This is a genomic window from Coleofasciculus sp. C1-SOL-03, from assembly GCF_040220555.1.
GTDB lineage: Bacteria > Cyanobacteriota > Cyanobacteriia > Cyanobacteriales > Coleofasciculaceae > Coleofasciculus.
The window spans coordinates 1-19,886 of record NZ_JAVJUO010000166.1; the positions used below are offsets into that span (position 1 = coordinate 1).

Here is a 19,886-nt window from a genome sequence, read left to right on the forward strand (position 1 = left end):
ATAGAACTAGGATTTAGATCGATGCCCAGGGCACCATACTTAATTTCTCTACTAACTTTCTCCACCGCGGCGGGCGTAAATTGAACAGCAACAACCCAGCGATTATCCTTTCTATAGAAGTGCCAGGTTTTCGCACCGCTATTGGGTAATCTATTAATATTTCTGGAGAAGCTGCCAATTTTTGATGTGACATATTTCCCAAATTTTGCTTCTAGACAATCGGGAACCCTCAACTTGATAGTATCCCCAGACCATTGACAAGTTTGATTCCCATAACTTTCATCCTTGGAGCCAACAATAAATACTGACCCTCTGGATACCTTCACTCTAATTTTCGCCGATTTCAAATGTTTAATTTGATTGTGAAGTCGGTGGATATATCGCTTTTTATGATGCAGACCTTGACGCAAATGATACCAGTTAGTTTTTCGAGTTTCGAGGTTTGACGACAAGGGAAAATTACAGCCGTTTTTGGAGGCTATCCAGTTCTTTTTCCCATAGAACTTCCGAGCTAACTTAATTTTCTTCGTGGCTCTGTTTACCCAATCTTTCCCTGACTTAACTCGTGATTCTAATTGCTTTATCTGGCGCTTTCTACAATATGCAGCTGAGGATTTTTTCCCTTTAGCTAATGCAATGACTCCGTTAGCATAACGCTTACTGAGTCCGTATTTCTCTTGCATAAGACTATTCCAATTGGATTGATTAAATTTAACTTCTTGGTTTAATAAGTGGTTAACGGTTTCAACTGTTGCTTGATAAAATATATCGGACAATGACGTCAAAAACATCTCCAATTCGGTGAACCCGATGGGGTTAAGTTCATCGGCGGGAGTTGGCAAGCCTTTGCAATAAGTTATCGTCGTCATCGCTTTTTGTCTACCTCCCTCAGTTCGCTCACTATTTTTTTGTGCTTATGACTTCGAGAACCATATTTACCAATTAAGTCAATAATATCATATCGACTCCGGACTACCAGCCGTCCGAGAAGCTCATAAGCCAGCCGTTGAGTTCCCATCGGTGCAACGTGCAAGACCTTCACAAAAAGTCGAGTAGCTGCTTGTTGGGGGGGAAACTAGACATTACCTGATTATATCCGAGAAAATGTCTAGTTATGTCAGTAATTGTCTAGATATTTACCGACTGTTAGTTAACCCTTCACTGCGTTCGAGGGCATGCTTCAGTTGGGGGATGAGTTTAACGCCGGAATGCGACCATTGACATAATAATCTCGGGTTCCTTTGGCACTTAGGGCTTCCCCTAAGCGGTTTAACGCATGAACATAAGCGGCGGTTCGCAGGGAAACCGCTAACTCTTTGGCAATTAACCAGATGTGTTGACTTTCTTCGACCATTTTCTGCTTGAGATTTTCATTCACTTTTGGCACTTTCCAATAGAGTCCACTGCGGTTCTGCACCCATTCAAAATAACTCACCGTCACCCCTCCCGCATTAACCAAAATATCGGGAAAGACAAGAATTCCTTTGCTGTCTAAAACCTTATCCGCCTCTGAAGTAATCGGACCATTGGCGACTTCAAAGATATAGCGGGCGCGGACATCGTTAACATTCTCCTGGGTAATTTGATTCTCCAACGCCGCCGGAATCAGAATGTCTACATCTAAAGCTAAGAGTTCGGCATTGGTTAACCGTTCATGTTCAACAATATTACAAACCGTATCTTGACAGTAAACCGCTTGCAGGCTTTGACTGGACATTTTATACCGACGAATACTGGGAATATCTAAGCCTTTTTTGGCATAAATTCCGCCTTGAGAATCACTGATGGCGACAACTTTATACCCCGCTTTCGCCAGCAATTCTGCCAAAACCGCCCCGGCGTTACCAAAGCCCTGAATCGCGATTGTCGTATATTGGGGAATTAAATCCAATTTAGGCGCCATGGCTTCAATCACAAAATAAGCCCCCGTCGCCGTCGCGCTGTCGCGCCCTACACTTCCGCCCATGGTGATGGGTTTCCCAGTAACGACAGCCGGACTAATTTGACGCCGGATGATACTATATTGATCCATCATCCACCCCATAATCATGGCATTGGTGTAAACATCAGGGGCGAGAATATCCACATCCGGTCCAATAAAATCAGCGATCGCGTCAATGTAGCCGCGACTGAGGCGTTCGAGTTCGAGTTTGGATAAGGCTTTGGGATTAACCGTGACTCCGCCCTTCGCACCACCAAAGGGTAAATTTAATACCGCACATTTAAACGTCATCCAAAAGGCGAGGGATTGAACTTCATCCAGAGTCACGTTGGGATGATAGCGTACACCGCCTTTTCCGGGTCCCCTGGTGTCATCATATCGAACTCGATATCCTTGTACCATGGTTAACGAGCCATCATCCATACGCACCGGGATAGACACACTCAGGCTCATTTTAGGATGCTTCAAGCGGGCGATCGCATCTTCGGAAATCGAGACATGTTTCATCGCCGCTTGCAATCGGGTGCCAGCATCCGCTAATAATGAATCAGACATTCCATTGTTCCTTATAAGAGATTGAACTGAAATTAGAGCGAATTTCATCGCCAGACAAATCGCCCCCTGGGATTGGGGTTGAACCCAGAAACTCAATCACCCGCACAGCTAGCTTGGCGATTCAAGTCCCTAATGTCCAGACTCCAGCGCCAGTTGAGTAATTTTGGGTTAGAATTAAGCAAAACTTATCACAGACGCGAGCGATCGCGCTTATCAATGAACAAAACAACGGCTTAATCTCTCCGCGATCTGGGAAAGATTAAAACGGGTGCGACTTGTCCTTACTCTGATTATTTCACGAGACTTGATTAAATTGCCAATAACGTGTAGCTTTCGTTACTTTTTTAACATAAAGTTTACATTATGCTTGTAGTTGCGCTTGTAGTTGCGCTTTAGCGCCGGTATAACTTTGAGGTTAGTTCCTACGTTGAAGCGATGATAGGCTCGCATCCCTTACTACAAACTACAAACTACAAACTAAACTTATCCCACTCTTTCCCGTAATCTTGAACAGGAAATCCAACCCAACACTGTCTCAACCACTCTCGCCCCCTTTCCTGCAAATACCAGTGAACACTACTTGTGTCCCAATCATAGGGAGATTCAACATAATTATGTTTCACCGGATTGTAGTGGATATAGTTTAAAGTAGCATAATAATGACGTTGCGAACGAATCGCGCGATCGCTGTAAGAATACCAAACTTTTCCCCTTAACTTATCTTCTAGATTCCACTGACGAGCCAGTCTACCATGAATCAGGCGCAAAATACCACTCACCCGCTTAAACTCAACGGTGTTGACTAATACATGATAATGATTAGTTAAAATGACCCAGGCGAGGATTTCAATGTCTGCATCTAGGAAATTCTTAAATAATTGGTCTAAAAGTTCCTGACGGCGAGAGATACTATTGATGCGGGGTTTGTGTTCGTAGCAAGCCGCCGTTAGCAGGTAGAAAGTTTTATGTTGAAAAGGATGGGGCGGAGAATGAGGAGGAAAGCCTTGAAGTTTACGGTATTCAATGATTTCAGCTTTTTGTAGGGGAGTAAGATAGCGATAGTTGTACATGAGTTTGTCCTTGCGCTTGTAGTTGCGCTTTAGCGCCGGTATAACTTTGAGGTTAGCTTCTACGTTGGAGCGATGATAGGCTCGCATCCCTCACAACAAACTCTAACCTTGCACAGTTAAATTATACAACTGTTAGCTCCTACGTTGGAGCGATGATAGGCTAAAGCCCTTACTACAAACTACAAAACAGGGCGACTAAACACTATGAATAGTCGCCCGATGAATTTTTTGGCTGGAAAAATTCAGTTGAGTTTAATTTTTGTTTTTGAGTCCTTCAACCACATCTTTCGCTTTGTCTAATATGTTCGTATCAGGCTGAGCTTCTTTATACTTTTTCTCTTCCTCTTCGTAAAGCTCCTGCACACCTTTTTTAGGGTCTTTCGATAATACTTCTTTGGCTTCTTCGTAGGCTTCTTCTTTCTCTTGCTGTGATAATCCTAATTCGGTCTTCTCTGCTTTCGGTGGAGTCGTTAAGGGTGTATCAGACGCGGCTAACGCTGCTTGGTTCGTCACCATCAATAAACCACCTAGACTTATTAAAGTGATTAAACTTAAAGCCCAAAGCATTTTGCCGATCCGTTGCTGAAAACTGATTAAAAACTGTAACATTGCACTCTCCTGTTAGCAAGAAAACAAAAATCTGCTCGAACTACTTATTATACCTGCTAACGACAACCTTTGCTTCTGCCCATGGATAGATATACGACTTTTATAATCGCCACCTATCCGACTTGAATTGTTACTTGTTATTTATGAATGTCTATTAACCCAGTCGAGAGCATTTTTTTCAACTCCTGATTGAGCGCCTTATACCCCCGACTGTTGATATGTAACGTGTCGTAAACATATTGGCGTTTCACTTGCTGATCCTCTACCAGAAGTGAATAGGCATCTAAAATTAACACATTTTTGGCTTTTAGCGAGTCAAGGTAAGCATTGACCTCCTCAACAGCTAAAGCGACATCAGGTGACCAAAAAGGTTGACGAATTAGGGGAACCGAACCGATGGGAAAAATAGTGGTTAAAATAACAGTGATGTCCTCGTTAACTGAACGAGCGACAATTTTTTGAATATTCGTCTTACAAGTCCTGATAATCGTCACTTTCTGCTGAGGGAATAGCGGGATAGTTTTCAAATCATTAATCCCAACCTGCACAACAAGAATATCCGGTTCTATGGGTAAGATATGTTGCTCAAAACGTCCCAATACCTGCGTAGATGTTTGATTGCCAATGCCGCGATTAACAAAATAAACATTATTTATATTGTCTGGAGCCACCCACATAGCGGCTCGCGAGTCCCCAAAGAAGACAATAGTTGCTGAAGCGTTATCGGGTAAACTATCGGGTAACGAATCGCTACTAAAGGTTTGTAATCCCAAGGGATCGAGATTGGTTTTATTCAGTTGCAAATAGTAGGATTTGGCTTGGGAGAATAGGACGATGTTAATAGCCAGCGATACCACTAAGGCGACTAGACAAAATAAACCTGTCAATCGAATTAAACGGCGTCTAAGTTTAATGGTGTTCAATTCCTTAACTAATAGTTTTATTAGACGATTGAATTGGCTCAAAACTTGTCAGAATCTCTTGAGGAATTCCCCGTGGGCGCATTGCCACTAAATCTACCCATACCCAAATGGCTTCGGCAATGACTAGGGGTTGTACGTCTCCTACTCGATGCATTTCATAGCGTCTAATCGCCCGGGTTCCTTTCATCTGCTCAAGCCAAGTGGTGATTTCTAGGGTATCATCAGCCATCGCTGGACGCAGATAGTCGATTTCAATCCGACGCATGACAAACACACCTCCCAGCTTTCGGCATTGTGCTAACGAATAGCCCAGAATTTGCGCGTGTTCCACGGCGGCTTGTTCGAGATAGTTCTGGTACACGGCATTGTTAACATGCCCGAGGACATCAATTTCATAATGCCGCACCCGCAATTGCCGGGTATAGATTTGCATAGGCTTAACCTGTCGGAAGGATTCTCAGGGTTGAGTAGAGACGCGCCACGGCGCGTCTGAACAGTTCGGAACGTCCTAATCGATGTGTCTACGGCTATAGCATACTGAAAACTCTGACCCTGCCTAGCGCTACCGATTATTTCAATCGCGTGTTTGATCGTTTATTATAGTATTATAGAAATTAAGCGGTGCTATTTTTTATCTCACGTTTCCATTAACCTGGAGACATCACTAACAGACGCATCTCTTCTAGGGGTAGCGGCAAAATATCGGAATGTCTAGATCATTGCTAATCGCTTTCAGTCAAATTAGGTACAACCAAGAGATGGCTAGCTACTCTGGATATTTGGTGTTTGATTGAGTGGTCAATTACTCAGGGACAACTACAAAAGATTTGACCTTTTCGTCATTTAATGCTGTAGTAACGTTTATTAAATTCCTAATCAATACGTAAATTTTCTTGAATTTTTTTTGCAATTTAGCCCCACAAACCAGGAAAACCAGCCCAGATGCTTGCAGTCTAGTTTTAGGTAGATACACTGGTTAAGTGGTTAACTCTATTCTATGCATGGCATATATCACCGAACTGTTTTAGCAACAGGGATGTTTCTCAAGTCTCCAAACAATCATAACGTTGACTCTGGGATATGGGAAGGAACAGGGTCACGGCATTACCCTAGTACCGTTACCTTGGACGTTAAACGTCAAACGTCTTTAGTCATGACTTGGTTTACTGGTTTGACTCGTTGGCTTTCCTTGCCCCCCTGTGTGTTCCCTTTAATCCTTATATTTAGTGTCTTTATCGCTGGCTGAAATCAGCCTAATTTTATCCATTCGGTAGAGTTTGTATGATTCCCTTTTTCAATCGACTGTTAATCGATGAGTTGATTCATTGGTGTAATTTAGCTGATGGGCTGTTGAGTTCTAGCCCAATTCGCTTAGTGCTAATCTATGGTAGTGTTTTCGCCGTCATCGGGTTACTGGTGACAGGTTTAATCTACTTAAGGCAAACTCAAGCTAACGGCAAGAATACCGATCGCGCCCATTCTTCAGAACCTTTGACTGAAACGATATCAACCGACTTCGCTATGCTGTTTCAAGCGATTCCCCAGGCAGTTATTGTGACGGATACCGACGGTGATATTGTTAAAGTTAACTCAGCCTTTAGTCAGCTTTTTGGTTACGACGCCGAAGCCCTCATCGGACAACCCTTATCGCAGTTGTATGCGAATCCCCTGGAGTTTAATCCCCAGAGTCTGAATCCAGAGGCGGCGGATTTTAATCGGTCTAAATTCATCACTTATCAACGCCAAAGCGGAGATAGTTTTAGCAGTGAAACCCTCACTAGCGTGGTTAAAGATAGGCAAGAAAACGTGATCGGGATTCTCTGGCTGATTCGCGATAGTAGCGATCGCCAACAAACTGAACTCGCCCTGCAAGCCAGTGAGGAACGGTTAAATCTGCTGATTGGCGGGATTAAGGACTATGCGATTTACCTCCTCGATACCGAAGGTAAAATTGTGAGCTGGAATGCAGGCGCTCAACGGTTGAAAGGGTATACCGCCTCAGAGATTATTGGTCAATCCTATCAGTGTTTTTTCCCCAAAGCCGACCAAGACCAGGGTAAACCTCAACAATCTTTACAAATTGCCGTCGAAATGGGTCGATTTGAGGATGAAGGATGGCGGGTGCGGCGGGATGGTTCCCAGTTTTGGTGTACCACCATTATTACCGCGCTACGGGATGAAACGGGACAGTTACGAGGGTTTGCGAAAGTCACCCGTGATATTACCGAATCTAAGCAGACAGAACGACGGTTACAACTCTTAGAACGGGCGATCGCGGCGAGTAGTAATGGTATCCTGATTACTGACCCCAATTTACCCGATAATCCAATTATATTCGTCAATCCCGGCTTTGAGCGGATTACGGGTTATTCCGCGTCAGAGGTATTAGGTAAAAACTGTCGCTTCTTACAAGGCGATCATCATCAGCAACCGGGTTTAGATAAACTGAAAACGGCGCTACAAAACGAACAAGACTGTCACGTTATCCTGCAAAACGTTAGCAAAGATGGGACTCGCTTCTGGAATGAACTATCCGTTTCCCCCATCCGCGATCACAACGGTAAACTCACCCACTATATTGGCATTCAAACCGATATTAGTGAACGTCTGCAAGCCGAACAAGAGCGCGATCGCTTCTTTGCTCTGTCCGTTGATATGCTCTGTATTGCGGGGTTTGATGGCTATTTTAGACGCCTGAATCCCGCTTGGGAAAAAACCTTGGGGTGGACAGAAGCTGAACTCTTAACCCAACCCTATCTCGACTTAGTTCATCCCGATGATCATGCTGCTACTCTGGCGGAAGCGGAACAACTGACAACTGGGAAAGACTCCATCGCCTTTGAAAATCGCTATCGCTGTCGCGATGGTTCCTATCGCTGGCTGTTGTGGAATGCGACAGCCTTAGTCGAAGACGGGTTAATTTATTGTGTGGCTCACGATGTCACCGAACGCAAGCAAGCCGAAGCCGCTTTACGGGAAAGTGAAGCCCGTTTCCGCACCATGGCAGATAGTGCGCCTGTACTGCTTTGGGTGGCTGGAACCGATGGACGCTGTACGTTTTTCAACCGCTCGTGGTTAGAGTTTACCGAACGCCGTTTAGAGGATGAACTGGGGGAGGGGTGGCTAGAGGCGGTACATCCAGAGGACAAGCCGGATTTTCTACAAACCTATCGTCATTGCTTTCGCCAGCGCCAAAGGTTTCGCATGGAGTACCGACTGCGACGCGCTGATGGGGAATATCGGTGGATTTTGGATACAGGTGTGCCGCGATTTGACACGAATCGGGGGTTTCTGGGATATATCGGTTCCTGTATCGATATCACAGATGTGAAAGAAAGTCAAGCGGCACTCGAATATTCCCAATCCCTGCTATCGGGGGTCTTAAATAGTTCCTTAGATGGAGTCATGGCATTTGAGGCGGTGCGCGATCGCCAAGGAAACATTACTGATTTTAAATGGTTGCTGGTTAATCCGGCGGCGGAACGCATGGTGGGACGAACCCGTGAGCAACTCATGGGTCAGTATTTACTCATGGAAATGCCAGGAAATCGCCAAGATGGACTCTTTGATTTGTATGTTCAGGTGACTGAAACGGGGATTCCGATTGAGCAGGAATTTCATTACCATCACGACGGGATTCAAGGGTGGTTTCAAATCGCCGCCGTCAAATTAGGAGACGGATTTGCGGTTACTTTTGGTGACATTACTCATCGCAAACAAGCCGAAGCCGCCTTATCGGAGAAAAACTCAGAACTGCAAGCGATTTTTAACGCCCTTCCGGATTTATATTTTCGCTTGAGTCAAGATGGCACGATTCTCGACTATAAAGCCAGCAATCAGAGTGAATTATACGTTGAGCCAGACCAGTTTTTGGGACAACCGCTCCACAATGTCCTACCAGAGAATGTAAGTGATAAAATTCATCAAGCGATCGCCCAGGTGACTCAAAGCCAATCCCCAGTGAGTTTGGACTATTCCTTATGCTTAGAGACAGGGGAGCAAAACTATGAAGCCAGACTGGTTCCCTGTTTAGAGAATCAGATCATTGGCATTGTCCGGAATATTACCGATCGCAAACAAATTGAACAACAACAGCGCCAAGACGAAGCCGCGATTCGGAGTTTATATCGCGTCGCCGCCGCCCCTAAACTCACGTTTGAGCAACGGCTGCAAGGACTCTTAGCCTTAGGACGACGCTATTTTGGTCATCAGGTGGGGATTGTGTCTCGGATTGAACAAGGGCGCTGTCGGGTGATCGCGGCTCAAGTTCCACCCAAGTCGCCGCGACAGGTGCAGGCGGGGGATACGTTTGAATTAGGACAGACGATTTGCCACGAAACCATGCACGCCCGGGAACCGATCGCCTTTGAATCGGCGGAGGATACAGAGTGGGCAAATCATCCCGCTTGTTTAACCTTTGGGATTAAATCCTATCTGGGTTCCAGTGTCAAGGTTGGGGGAAACGTATATGGAGCGCTGTGTTTTTTAAGCGTCCATGAACATTCCGCCAGCCTTACGTCCAAAACCCCCTCAGCGTCTGTGCAACTGCTGAAATTGATGGCGCAGTGGGTGGGTCATGAAATTGAACGACAACGCGGGAAAACCGCCTTAGAACAGCAATTGCAGCGGATGTTGCTGCTCAAACAGATTACCCAAGAAATTCGGCAAAGCTTAGACTCTCAGCATATTTTTCAGACGGCGGCGACACGAGTAGGACAGGTGTTTGGCGTGAATCGGTGTCTGATTCATACCTATTTGACTAAGCCGAGTCCTCAAATTCCCTTGGTGGCGGAGTATTTAGAGCCAGGGTATGAGTCGATGCAACAGCAAATGATGCCGATCTTGGACAAGTTTCACACCCAAGCCGTGTTAGCGCAAGATCAAGCGGTGAGTTCAGAGAATGTCTATCGTGATCCGCTATTACAGGGAACGGCGGAATTTTGCCGTCAGATTGGGTTGAAATCCATGCTTTCGGTACGGACATCCTATCAGGAACAGACGAATGGGATTATTTGCTTACATCAATGCGATCGCTTCCGGGAATGGAGTGAGGATGAGATTGAACTCTTAGAAGCAGTGGCGGCGCAGGTGGGAATTGCATTAGCGCAAGCGCATCTGTTGGAACAGGAACAGCAACGGCGGGAAGAATTGACGTTGAAGAACCTCGCCCTGCATAAAACTAAACGGGAAGCCGAAGTCGCCAATCGCGCCAAAAGTGAGTTTCTGGCGATGATGAGCCATGAAATCCGCACGCCGATGAATGCGGTGATTGGCATGGCGGGGTTGTTATTGGAGACGGAATTGACGCCGCAGCAGCGCGATTTTGCCAATACGATTAGTAGTAGTGGGGATGCGTTGCTGACGATTATTAATGATATTCTGGATTTCTCCAAAATCGAATCCGGTAAATTGGAATTGGAGGAACATGCCTTTGATGTGCATGTTTGTGTGGAGGAAGCCTTAGATTTAGTCGCCTCTCAAGCGGCGGCGAAGGGATTGGAACTGGCTTATTTAATTGAACCCCAAACTCCAACCACGGTTGTGGGTGATATTACCCGCCTGCGACAGATTTTGGTGAATTTGCTCAGTAATGCGGTGAAGTTTACCGAAGCCGGGGAAGTGGTGGTATCGGTGGTGAGTCGGTTATTGTCTGGGGACACCTATGAACTGGAATTTAGGGTACGAGATACGGGAATCGGGATTCAGCGCGATCGCATGAATCGGTTGTTTAAACCCTTCTCTCAGGTGGATGCGTCGATGACGCGCAATTATGGTGGCACCGGTTTGGGGTTAGCGATTAGTAAGCGCTTAAGTGAACGGATGGGGGGGCGCTTGTGGGCGGAGAGTGAGGTAGGGAAAGGTTCGACGTTTTATTTCACGATTGTGGTGCAATCCGATCCCAATTCGGTGACAACGGAGTTGGATTCCTCTCCACCGGAGTTACGGGGAAAACGGGTATTGGTGGTGGATGATAATGCCACCAATCGCCAAATTATTAGGCTACAGGCGCAGTCGTGGGGGATGGAGGTGATCACGGCAGCATCGGGAGAACAGGCGCTGAAGCGGTTAGCTGACGCCGAACCCTTTGATTTGGCGGTGTTGGATTGGCAAATGCCAGAGATGGATGGGGTGACGTTAGCCTTAAACATTGAAGCATTGCCGCATCGGCAACAGCTTCCCCTAGTCATGCTCAGTTCTGTGGGGCGACAAACCCCCAAAACGGCTGAGGAAACTGCCAACTTTGCCGCGTTTCTGACTAAGCCGATTAAACAGTCCCAGCTTTATAATGTGTTTATCGCCATTTTAGGACGGAGACGGATCTCAGTGCGTCCGGGCGATCGCTTATCGGGAACCTTGGAGGCTGAGTTTGCCCAGAAACTGCCGTTACGGATTCTGCTGGTTGAAGATGTGGCGGTTAACCAAAAAGTAGCGCGTCAGATGTTGCAGCGCTTGGGATATCGGGCAGATGTGGCGAACAATGGACAAGAGGCGTTGGCAGCCCTGCGTCGTCAGTCCTATCAGGTTGTATTCATGGATGTGCAGATGCCGGAAATGGATGGATTAGAGGCAACTCGCCGCATCCGGGCAAATGGGGCTTCGGCGTACCAGCCCTGGATTATTGCAATGACGGCTCATGCCATGCAGGGCGATCGCGAACAATGTCTGCAAGTGGGCATGAATGATTATATCAGTAAACCGATTCGACCAGAAGCCTTGGTGCAAGCCTTGAATCGGTATTCCCAAGTGTTGGAGCAAGATGGTAGAGATAGCATCAGCGATAATTCAGATGAGGACTCAGTTGTGGCAGAAACAACCTCAGACACCAGCACTACCCCCGCTTTGGATCGTCAAGTGCTGCAAGATTTAAGGGAAATAGCCGGCGACGATTTTGAGGGGTTAATCGCGGAAGTGATTGACAGTTATTTAGAAGACTCTCCCCCTAGGGTACAAGGAATTCATCGGGCGATCGCTCATGATGATGGGAAAGGGTTACAGCAATCCGCCCATGCGCTGAAATCATCGAGTTTGACGGTGGGTGCAACGGGTTTGGCGCAACTGTGTGCACAGATAGAAGCCCTAGGGGAAATGGGAAACCTAGAGCGTGCTGCAACTGTGATTTCCCAATTTGATGCAGAGTATGAGCGAGTGATCGCCGCGTTGCAACAAGAGCATCCGAGGAAACCATGATGAATGAGCCTGACTTTCACCGAGAACCGCCCCTAATTTTGATTGTGGATGACGAGAAAACCCTACGCCTAGTGTTGCGTCGGGCGATGGAACAGGAGGGGTATCAGGTGTCAGAAGTGGGGGATGGGCATCAATGTCTGGCATTTTGCATCGATCAGTTACCGGATATTATTTTGTTGGATGCGATGATGCCGGTGATGGATGGGTTTACCTGTTGCGCTCAGTTACAGGAGCGATTTGGTCAGGATTGTCCCCCGATCTTGATGATTACGGGACTGAATAATCAGGAATCCGTAGACCGAGCGTTTGAAGCGGGCGCTACGGATTATATCACTAAACCGATTCATTGGGCGGTACTGCGGCAACGAGTGCGGCGGTTACTACATACGCATTGGGTGATGGCGGAGTTACACCACAAAATTGAGCAAGAACGGGTGTTGAAGGCGAAGTTAGAGGAAATGAATCAGGAGTTGCAGCGGTTGGTGGATTTGGATGGATTGACCCAGATTGCTAATCGTCGAGCCTTTGATCAGGCGTTGCAGCAGGAATGGAAACGATTGGCGCGGGAAAAATCGCCTCTGTCGTTGATTTTGTGTGATATTGATTTTTTTAAGGCATATAACGATACCTATGGACATCAAGCGGGAGATGAGTGCTTGAAACAAGTGGCGGGTATTTTGCGTAGAGCGGTGAAGCGTCCAGCGGATGTAGTGGCTCGATATGGGGGTGAGGAATTTGTGGTGATTTTACCGAATACATCCCTCAGAGGTGCCATGCAGGTGGCTGAATTGATTCGCTCGAAAGTGAAGTCACGGGCGATTGTGCATGAGGGGTCTGGGGTGAGTAAGTTTGTCACCTTAAGTTTTGGCGTAGCTGGCGTGATTCCGCCGCCAAAAACGACTCCGGAGCGGCTTATTGCTGAGGCAGATCAAGCGCTGTATAAAGCTAAGGTAGAAGGGCGCGATCGCGTGGTGGGGAATTTGGTTGAGGTTTGATTGTTATTCGTCTTATGTCTTATGTCTTATATCATATTAAATTCGTTTTCCAGAACTTCTAATATCAAAATACCCTTTCGTTTCTTTACGATTAGTTCCATACTATCTAACCACTGGGAACCGATTAAAATATCAGGTAGTCCTTCTCCAACGTGAACGGGAATGGTAAACTCTTGGCGATCAATAATTACTTTCCCTTCATAGATATCAAAAAGCTCCTCTCCTCGCGCCGTTTTCATCTCAATTTCAGATGAGATCAAAGACCACTCTAAAGCGTCTATATCTTGAGAGTTAATTGCCAGCCAACCTGTCGTAAAACCTGTATCTAGAAGTGCTTCAACGGCAAAGCAATCGTCGTTTGCTGCAATCAGTTCTATGTCAAAAAATAACTCGCCTGTTTCGCCGAATCTGCCGACAATCATATCCGACCACAGGTGCCTGTTTCATTAAGTCGAAATATTGTTAGTTTGCTGTCGGTGCTAGCATAGCGATCTCGTAGTTTTTGAAGCACTCCTTCTAGTTTTGGGTCAATTAAATAGTCGCCACTATCGGGTTCTATGGCAATAAACCAATTGTAGTATTGTTCAATCAATTCCGGGCGAAGTCGTTCAAAAATAACTCGGCAACGCTTGCCCAATTCAATGCGTTTCGCTCTGCGTCTGGCTAATTCTTCTGGTGGGATGGTATATTCTGGGAATATCCGTCCCCGTTTTGCTTGGCGCTTCTGTGGTAAGGATGTCATGTTGATAAGAGAATGTTACATTAGGGATTGTGGTAATGGTATTGTAGCTAAATCTGCCCCAGGAAATCTAGGGGGATGCCGTGCGATCGCCTGTTAATAAAAGTGTCCCCACTCTGTTTTAAATGCCACTCCATAAGCTGTCATACATTTAAATTGGGTATGAGTAGCGAGCAAGATGCTCACCCTACAAGGATGCTCGCCATCATCATAAAATTGCACCTCAATTCCAACAGCATGAGAAATCCACACAGCATGATCCAAAAGTGCGATCGCAGATTTTGTCGGGTGGGTTAATGAAATGTAACGCACCATGTATAGGTTGATTGAATCTATGTCTGTCGTTCTGAGTCGGGGTTGAGTCTCAAAGCGTCGTCAGCGAGGCTTAACAGAGCAATCTCACCATTCCCCCGCCAAGAACTCAAGTTCTTGGCTCAAAGCGCAAGTCGTCTAAAGACGACTCGGATTCTTATAGAAACAACCCCAACAGCGTGATCGCAGATTTTGTCGGGTGGGTTAATGAAATGTAACGCACCATGTATAGCTTGATTGAATCTATGTCTGTTGTCCTGAGTCGGGGTTGAGTCTCAAAGCGTCGTCAGCGAGGCTTAACAGAGCAATCTCACCATTCTCCCGCCAAGAACTCAAGTTCTTGGCTCAAAGCGCAAGTCGTCTAAAGACGACTCGGATTCTTATAGAAATAATCCCAAGAGTTAGACACGTCTGTCTGCATCGAAACAATTAACGGAGTTTAGTTGATGCCCTAATTACCCTGGCGACTGCTATATCCAGTCAGCTTTAGCTGACTTGAGCTTTCAGCCTTGGGTTTAAACCCAAGGCTGCTGCTGTTAACAGGAAGCTTTTTGAGTTAACTCCTCCATCACCCCATCACTCCCTCTGTCTTTTGCTATACCATAGTTAGCATCTCCTGCCTCAATTGCCCCATGGATGAACAACGCCTACAAGCCTATCTAACCCTGATTAATACCCTATTAACCTGTCCCAGTGGTGAGGAAGGGCAGACTTTACAGGATAACGCCGAGTTCGTTGATGCCGGGTTAGTGGAAACCATGACACAGAAGGCGGAAGCGTTAGCAGAGGAGGGCGATGAAAATGCCGCCCAGTTTTTAGTCGGGCTTGCCAATCAGTTAGGGGAATTCTTGGGATTATCCGCCTCAACTGCTACTCCTGAAGCCCAACTCGACTTTTTGCTTGAAGTATTACAGGCAACTTTAGATAGTAGAGGTAATCCGCAAGTTGTCTATCCCCTACTCAAGGACAACCTGCATCTCCTGAATGAGAACTTTACCAGGGTATTGTGGAACTGGGGGATGGCAACTCTGACAGAAGTAGAAGCTGAACAAGGTCAAGTTCTTGGTGAATTCAGTAACCTTATTGTGGAGTTTCCTTTAGGGAGTCAGGCAAACAATCTGGAAATCGCGATTGCGGGCTATGAAATGGCACTGACTACCTTTACTTGTGATAATGACTCTGAAACTTGGGCAATCCTTCAAAATAATCTGGGGAATGCCTACCGTGATCGAATCCGGGGAAAAGGGGCAGAAAATATCGAACGTGCCATTGCCTCCTATCAAGCCGCCCTAAAAGTTCGCACCCGTAAAGCGTTTCCTAGTGATTGGGCAATGACGCAAAATAATCTGGGGAATGCCTACTGGAAACGAATCAGAGGAGAAGCAGCAGAAAATATCGAACGTGCCATCGCATCTTATCAAGCTGCTTTGGAAGTCTATACCCTTGAGGCTTTTCCCAACTATTGGGCGGATACGCAAAATAATCTGGGTGCTGCCTACTGTAAACGAATTAGAGGAGAAGCAGCAGAAAATATCGAACGTGCGATCGCATCTTATCAAGCCGCCCTGGAAGTTTACACCTATGAGGCGTTTCCCACAGATTGGGCAGAGATACAAAATAATCTGGGGAATGCCTACAAAGACCGAATCCGGGGAGATAAGGCAGAGAATATAGAAATAGCGATCACCTCTTATCAAGCTGCCCTAGAAGTCCGCACTCGTAAGGATTTTCCCCGTCAATGGGCAATGACGCAAAATAATTTGGGGATTGCCTACTCTGACAAAATAGGGGGAGAAGCAGCAGAGAATATAGAAATAGCAATCGCCTCTTATCAAGCCGCCCTAGAAGTCCGCACTCGTAAAGATTTTCCCAAAGATTGGGCAGAGACACAAAATAATCTGGGGAATACCTACAAAAACCGCATTCGGGGAGAGAGGGCAGAAAATATAGAAATAGCCATCGCTTCCTATCAAGCCGCCCTACAAGTTCACACTCGTGAAGCCTTTTCCAGCGATTGGGCAATGACGCAAAATAATCTGGGTCTTGCCTACTCTGACCGAATTCGGGGAGAAAAGGCAGAAAATATCGAACGTGCGATCGCCTCCTATCAAGCTGCTCTGGGAGTCTACACCCGTGAGGCATTTCCCAGCCAATGGGCAATGACGCAAAATAATTTAGGGATTGCCTACTCTAACCGAATTCGGGGAGAAACAACAGAAAATATAGAAAGCGCGATCGCCTCCTATCAAGCCGCCCTGGAGGTCTACACCCGTGAGGCATTTCCCAGCCAATGGGCAACCACGCAAAATAATCTGGGGAATTCCTATTTGAAGCGAATCTGGGGAGAAAGGACAGAGAATATAGAAATAGCCATCGCTTCTTATCAAGCCGCTCTAGAAGTCCACACTCGTGAGGCTTTTCCCCACAATTGGGCAATGATGCAAAATAATTTGGCAGAAGCCTACCGCAATCGAATCTGGGGAAAGAGGGCAGAGAATATCGAAAGTGCGATCGCATCCTATCAAGCCGCCCTGGAAGTTTACACCCGTGAGGCTTTTCCCCAAAACCATGCTGAAACTCAATTTAACCTAGGATTGGTTTACCGAGACGCCCAACAATTGGACAATGCCTATCATGCCTTTGCCGCAGCGATTGATACCGTTGAATTCCAGAGAGTAGAAATTAGTTTGGGTACGGCTAATGATGCCGATAAACAGAAACTCGCCGAAGAATGGAATAAACTCTATCGCAATATGATGGAAGTCTGTCTAGAATTAGCAGACAATATCCAAGCCTGGGAATACATCGAACGCAGCAAAACCCGTAACCTCATCGATAATCTCACTAGCCGCAGTCTTTACCCTGACGGACAGATTTCTACTCAGAGACAAGCGGAATTGCAACAGTTACAGGAGGAGATTTGGAATGAACAGCGACGGTTGAATCAGTTACAGGCGGCTAGGGAACAAAAGTTATCGGAAAAATCGATAACTGTAGAAGAGATAGACTACAGCCATATCAACCAACTGCGCCAGCGCTATAACGAACTCTATCCTTATAAACCCCTCAAGTTTGACCAACTCTCTAAACTGATTGATAAAAATACGGCAATTATTGAATGGTATATTTTCAATGATTGCTTCCGCGCTGTGATTATTAATGACCTAACCCCCCAGCCCCCTTCCTTGCAAGATACTGCTGGCGAATTGGAAAAACCTAACCCCCCAGCCCCCTTCCCTGCGAGGGAAGGGGGAGCCTCAAAGCCTCTCTCCTCGCAGGAGAGAGGTTTGGAGAGAGGTTTCCCCTCCATCTGGACATCCACCGCCGAAGACTTAGCCAACCTGGAAACCTGGGCTAAAGACTATCTCCAAGCCTACGACGCCCCCAGACTCGCCGAAACCGACACCGAAGCAGAACAACTCAAACAAGACTGGCAAACCTCACTCCCCTCACGCCTCAACCAACTAGCCGAAATACTCCATATTAACGATCTCCTCACCCACATCCCCGAAACCTGCACCCAATTAATCCTAATTCCTCATCTCTATCTCCATCTATTCCCCCTCCACGCCTTAAACCTATTCCCCCGTTTCCCTGACGGTATCCGTTATCTGCCCAGTTGCCAACTCCTGCACCAACTCCAACAGCAAAAACGCCCCGACTTCCAGCGGCTCTTTGCTATTCAAACCCCCACATCAGACTTATACGAAAAAGACTTAGGCGCAGTATCTGCCATCAAAACCCAATTTTCCCCCGTTGATAGCCTCAAAAAAGACAAAGCCAGCAAATCCGCCCTCCTCTCATCTAGGGAAACTATCGAGGCTGCCAACTGTCTGCTATTCTTCTGTCACGGCTATTTTAATTTCCGTTCTCCCCTAGATTCCGGCTTAGAATTAGCCGATGCTAACCTCACCCTAGAAGACATCATCGCCCATTTCCGCCTCAGCAACTGTCGCCTCGTCACCCTTTCCGCCTGCGAAACAGGCATATCGGAAATCAAACGCAGCGATGAATATATCAGCTTACCCTACGGATTCCTCCTAGCCGGGAGTACCAATGTTTTTAGTAGCCTGTGGACAGTCAGCGCCTTTGCTACCGCCCTCCTCATCGTCAAATTCTACCAAGAACTCCAGCACCAAGAGAACCTCGCCCTCGCCCTGAAGACTGCCCAATGTTGGTTACGAGACACCACCGTCAAAGGTTTTCAAGACTGGCTTGCCAATTCCCCCTTCAGTACCACCTGGCAGATAGAATTAAAGAAGTATTTCCAGAAACGAGAAACCGAACAAGGGGAAACTGCCCAACCCTTTAACAATCCCTATTATTGGGCAGCATTTTGTCTAATTGGCAAAGGAGTATAACATCATGTCTGTCTACGAAAACAGTATTATTAGCTTTATTAAAGTTATCGAAACGAACGCCAACTTACTCACCCCGCCAGACTGGGAGAACTTAAGGCAACTCAGCAATCAACTTCCTAATGATGATATTGAGAATATCTCGGATCAACTGGAAAACTGGTTAAAAGCATCCGCCTCCCGCCAGGAACTCTTCCAGAGATACGAGGAACAGCGAGAAGCCATCACGGATGAGGACGTTCGAGATTTTCAAGTAACCATTGGTGCTGGGGGAAGCAAATCTCCCACGCCAGCGAATCAACCCAGCCTAGCGGCGAAGGACATGATTATTAATAGTATTATCAGACATTCACCCCCATCCACACCCCAGACAAACCCACCCAATAATCAAGGTTTAACTTAAGCGATAGGAAGGGAGGAAACAGGCAATGACAAACGCGGTTAACAAATACATTATCCATACTGAACGAGGATTAGCGATCGCGGGTACTCGAATCACGCTCTATGATGTGATGGATTATCTCAAAGCCGACTATCCACACAAATACATTCGCGATAGTTTTAACTTAACTGATGAACAAATGAACGGAGTTCTTGCCTATATTGAAGCCCATCAAGCTGAGGTAGAAGCCGAGTATCAGGAGGTTTTACAAACAGCACAAGAGATTCGAGACTATTGGCAAGAACGCAACCGCGAACGATTGGCTAAAATTGCCGCAGCGCCTCCCCGTTCTGGATATGAAGCAGTTCGACTCAAGCTAATTGAACGGAGAATGCAGCGAGAAGTGAATAATAAATGATTATCGAGAATGTTGTGTGGAAAAATTGTATACATTGTAATTGATATTCAAGAGGGTAGGGGCGCAAGGACCTGCGCCCATTAAATGCACAGACGTGCGCCGATTAAATCGTATCTTGTGTCCATTGATCGGGTATAGCGTTAATTAAATATTGCACCGAAATCCGATGACAAATAACCAATCAAAATTGACTCCGTATTACTATTTATAGTGGTCAAGTTGTGTTAGCGAAGCGTAACGCACGATGATGCCGTGACCCAACTAGAATTGTGGAACAGATTTGACCGTGAAATTGGGCGCACGTCGGTTGAAATTGGGCGCACGTCGGTGCGCCCCTACGGGTATTCTGTATTATAGGCTAATGAAAATGTCGGGCATTTCCATCAACAAAGGAC

General features: G+C 46.3%; 12 protein-coding genes and 2 pseudogenes. 5 read left to right on the forward strand and 9 right to left on the reverse strand.

Features of this window, described 5'->3' with window-relative positions; all coding sequences use genetic code 11:
• The 7 genes and pseudogenes from RIE73_RS26425 to RIE73_RS26455 form a co-directional block, all read right to left on the reverse strand.
• Positions 1–869, reverse strand: a pseudogene (locus RIE73_RS26425) (hypothetical protein); the annotation flags it as partial.
• A gap of 68 nt (positions 870–937) precedes the next feature.
• Positions 938–1,042 (reverse strand): annotated as a pseudogene (locus RIE73_RS26430) (IS607 family transposase); the annotation flags it as partial.
• A gap of 138 nt (positions 1,043–1,180) precedes the next feature.
• Positions 1,181–2,497, reverse strand: a complete 1,317-nt coding sequence (locus RIE73_RS26435; protein WP_446404010.1) for a Glu/Leu/Phe/Val family dehydrogenase — start codon at positions 2,495–2,497, stop codon at positions 1,181–1,183.
• A 470-nt stretch (positions 2,498–2,967) separates the two neighbouring features.
• Complete coding sequence (locus RIE73_RS26440) at positions 2,968–3,567, reverse strand: REP-associated tyrosine transposase (protein ID WP_446404011.1); 600 nt, start codon at positions 3,565–3,567, stop codon at positions 2,968–2,970.
• Positions 3,568–3,819: 252 nt separating this feature from the next.
• Positions 3,820–4,176, reverse strand: coding sequence for a hypothetical protein (locus RIE73_RS26445; RefSeq protein ID WP_446404012.1), 357 nt, complete (start codon positions 4,174–4,176; stop codon positions 3,820–3,822).
• A 137-nt stretch (positions 4,177–4,313) separates the two neighbouring features.
• On the reverse strand, positions 4,314–5,099 hold the full coding sequence (locus RIE73_RS26450) for an SGNH/GDSL hydrolase family protein (protein WP_446404013.1): 786 nt from the start codon (positions 5,097–5,099) through the stop codon (positions 4,314–4,316).
• A gap of 4 nt (positions 5,100–5,103) precedes the next feature.
• The gene (locus tag RIE73_RS26455; RefSeq protein WP_446404014.1) at positions 5,104–5,532 is read right to left on the reverse strand and encodes an acyl-CoA thioesterase; all 429 of its coding nucleotides are present in this window, start codon (positions 5,530–5,532) and stop codon (positions 5,104–5,106) included.
• 848 nt (positions 5,533–6,380) lie between these two features.
• Here RIE73_RS26455 and RIE73_RS26460 point away from each other — a divergent pair.
• Together RIE73_RS26460 and RIE73_RS26465 are read left to right on the forward strand one after the other, a co-directional pair.
• Positions 6,381–12,287, forward strand: coding sequence for a PAS domain S-box protein (locus tag RIE73_RS26460; RefSeq protein WP_446404015.1), 5,907 nt, complete (start codon positions 6,381–6,383; stop codon positions 12,285–12,287).
• Positions 12,287–13,282: a diguanylate cyclase domain-containing protein gene (locus tag RIE73_RS26465; RefSeq protein ID WP_446404029.1), complete on the forward strand. Its 996-nt coding sequence runs from the start codon at positions 12,287–12,289 to the stop codon at positions 13,280–13,282. Before RIE73_RS26460 ends, RIE73_RS26465 begins: the two co-directional genes overlap by 1 nt.
• Before the next feature lie 26 nt (positions 13,283–13,308).
• On the opposite strand, the gene RIE73_RS26470 is transcribed toward RIE73_RS26465, so the two are convergent.
• Positions 13,309–13,704 carry an aspartyl protease gene (locus tag RIE73_RS26470; RefSeq protein ID WP_446404016.1) on the reverse strand — a complete coding sequence of 132 codons (396 nt, stop codon included), beginning with the start codon at positions 13,702–13,704 and terminating at the stop codon, positions 13,309–13,311.
• Positions 13,701–14,024 (reverse strand): hypothetical protein, encoded by a 324-nt coding sequence (locus tag RIE73_RS26475; RefSeq protein ID WP_446404017.1) that lies wholly within the window; start codon positions 14,022–14,024, stop codon positions 13,701–13,703. Before RIE73_RS26475 ends, RIE73_RS26470 begins: the two co-directional genes overlap by 4 nt.
• 941 nt (positions 14,025–14,965) lie before the next feature.
• Here RIE73_RS26475 and RIE73_RS26480 point away from each other — a divergent pair.
• Genes RIE73_RS26480 through RIE73_RS26490 form a run of 3 tightly spaced genes read left to right on the forward strand, consistent with a single transcriptional unit; the run spans position 14,966 to position 19,491 of the window.
• On the forward strand, positions 14,966–18,694 hold the full coding sequence (locus RIE73_RS26480) for a CHAT domain-containing protein (protein WP_446404018.1): 3,729 nt from the start codon (positions 14,966–14,968) through the stop codon (positions 18,692–18,694).
• A 4-nt stretch (positions 18,695–18,698) separates the two neighbouring features.
• Positions 18,699–19,094, forward strand: coding sequence for a hypothetical protein (locus tag RIE73_RS26485; RefSeq protein WP_446404019.1), 396 nt, complete (start codon positions 18,699–18,701; stop codon positions 19,092–19,094).
• Positions 19,095–19,119: 25 nt separating this feature from the next.
• Positions 19,120–19,491 (forward strand): DUF433 domain-containing protein, encoded by a 372-nt coding sequence (locus tag RIE73_RS26490; RefSeq protein WP_446404020.1) that lies wholly within the window; start codon positions 19,120–19,122, stop codon positions 19,489–19,491.
• The last annotated feature ends 395 nt before the right edge of the window (positions 19,492–19,886 follow it).

Coding starts and splice junctions, on each gene's coding strand:
- RIE73_RS26490 (WP_446404020.1), top strand. CDS start 19,120: ATGACAAACGCGGTTAACAAATACATTATCCATACTGAACGAGGATTA.
- RIE73_RS26465 (WP_446404029.1), top strand. CDS start 12,287: ATGAATGAGCCTGACTTTCACCGAGAACCGCCCCTAATTTTGATTGTG.
- RIE73_RS26475 (WP_446404017.1), bottom strand. CDS start 14,024: ATGACATCCTTACCACAGAAGCGCCAAGCAAAACGGGGACGGATATTC.
- RIE73_RS26435 (WP_446404010.1), bottom strand. CDS start 2,497: ATGTCTGATTCATTATTAGCGGATGCTGGCACCCGATTGCAAGCGGCG.
- RIE73_RS26455 (WP_446404014.1), bottom strand. CDS start 5,532: ATGCAAATCTATACCCGGCAATTGCGGGTGCGGCATTATGAAATTGAT.
- RIE73_RS26470 (WP_446404016.1), bottom strand. CDS start 13,704: ATGATTGTCGGCAGATTCGGCGAAACAGGCGAGTTATTTTTTGACATA.
- RIE73_RS26440 (WP_446404011.1), bottom strand. CDS start 3,567: ATGTACAACTATCGCTATCTTACTCCCCTACAAAAAGCTGAAATCATT.
- RIE73_RS26460 (WP_446404015.1), top strand. CDS start 6,381: ATGATTCCCTTTTTCAATCGACTGTTAATCGATGAGTTGATTCATTGG.
- RIE73_RS26485 (WP_446404019.1), top strand. CDS start 18,699: ATGTCTGTCTACGAAAACAGTATTATTAGCTTTATTAAAGTTATCGAA.
- RIE73_RS26445 (WP_446404012.1), bottom strand. CDS start 4,176: ATGTTACAGTTTTTAATCAGTTTTCAGCAACGGATCGGCAAAATGCTT.
- RIE73_RS26480 (WP_446404018.1), top strand. CDS start 14,966: ATGGATGAACAACGCCTACAAGCCTATCTAACCCTGATTAATACCCTA.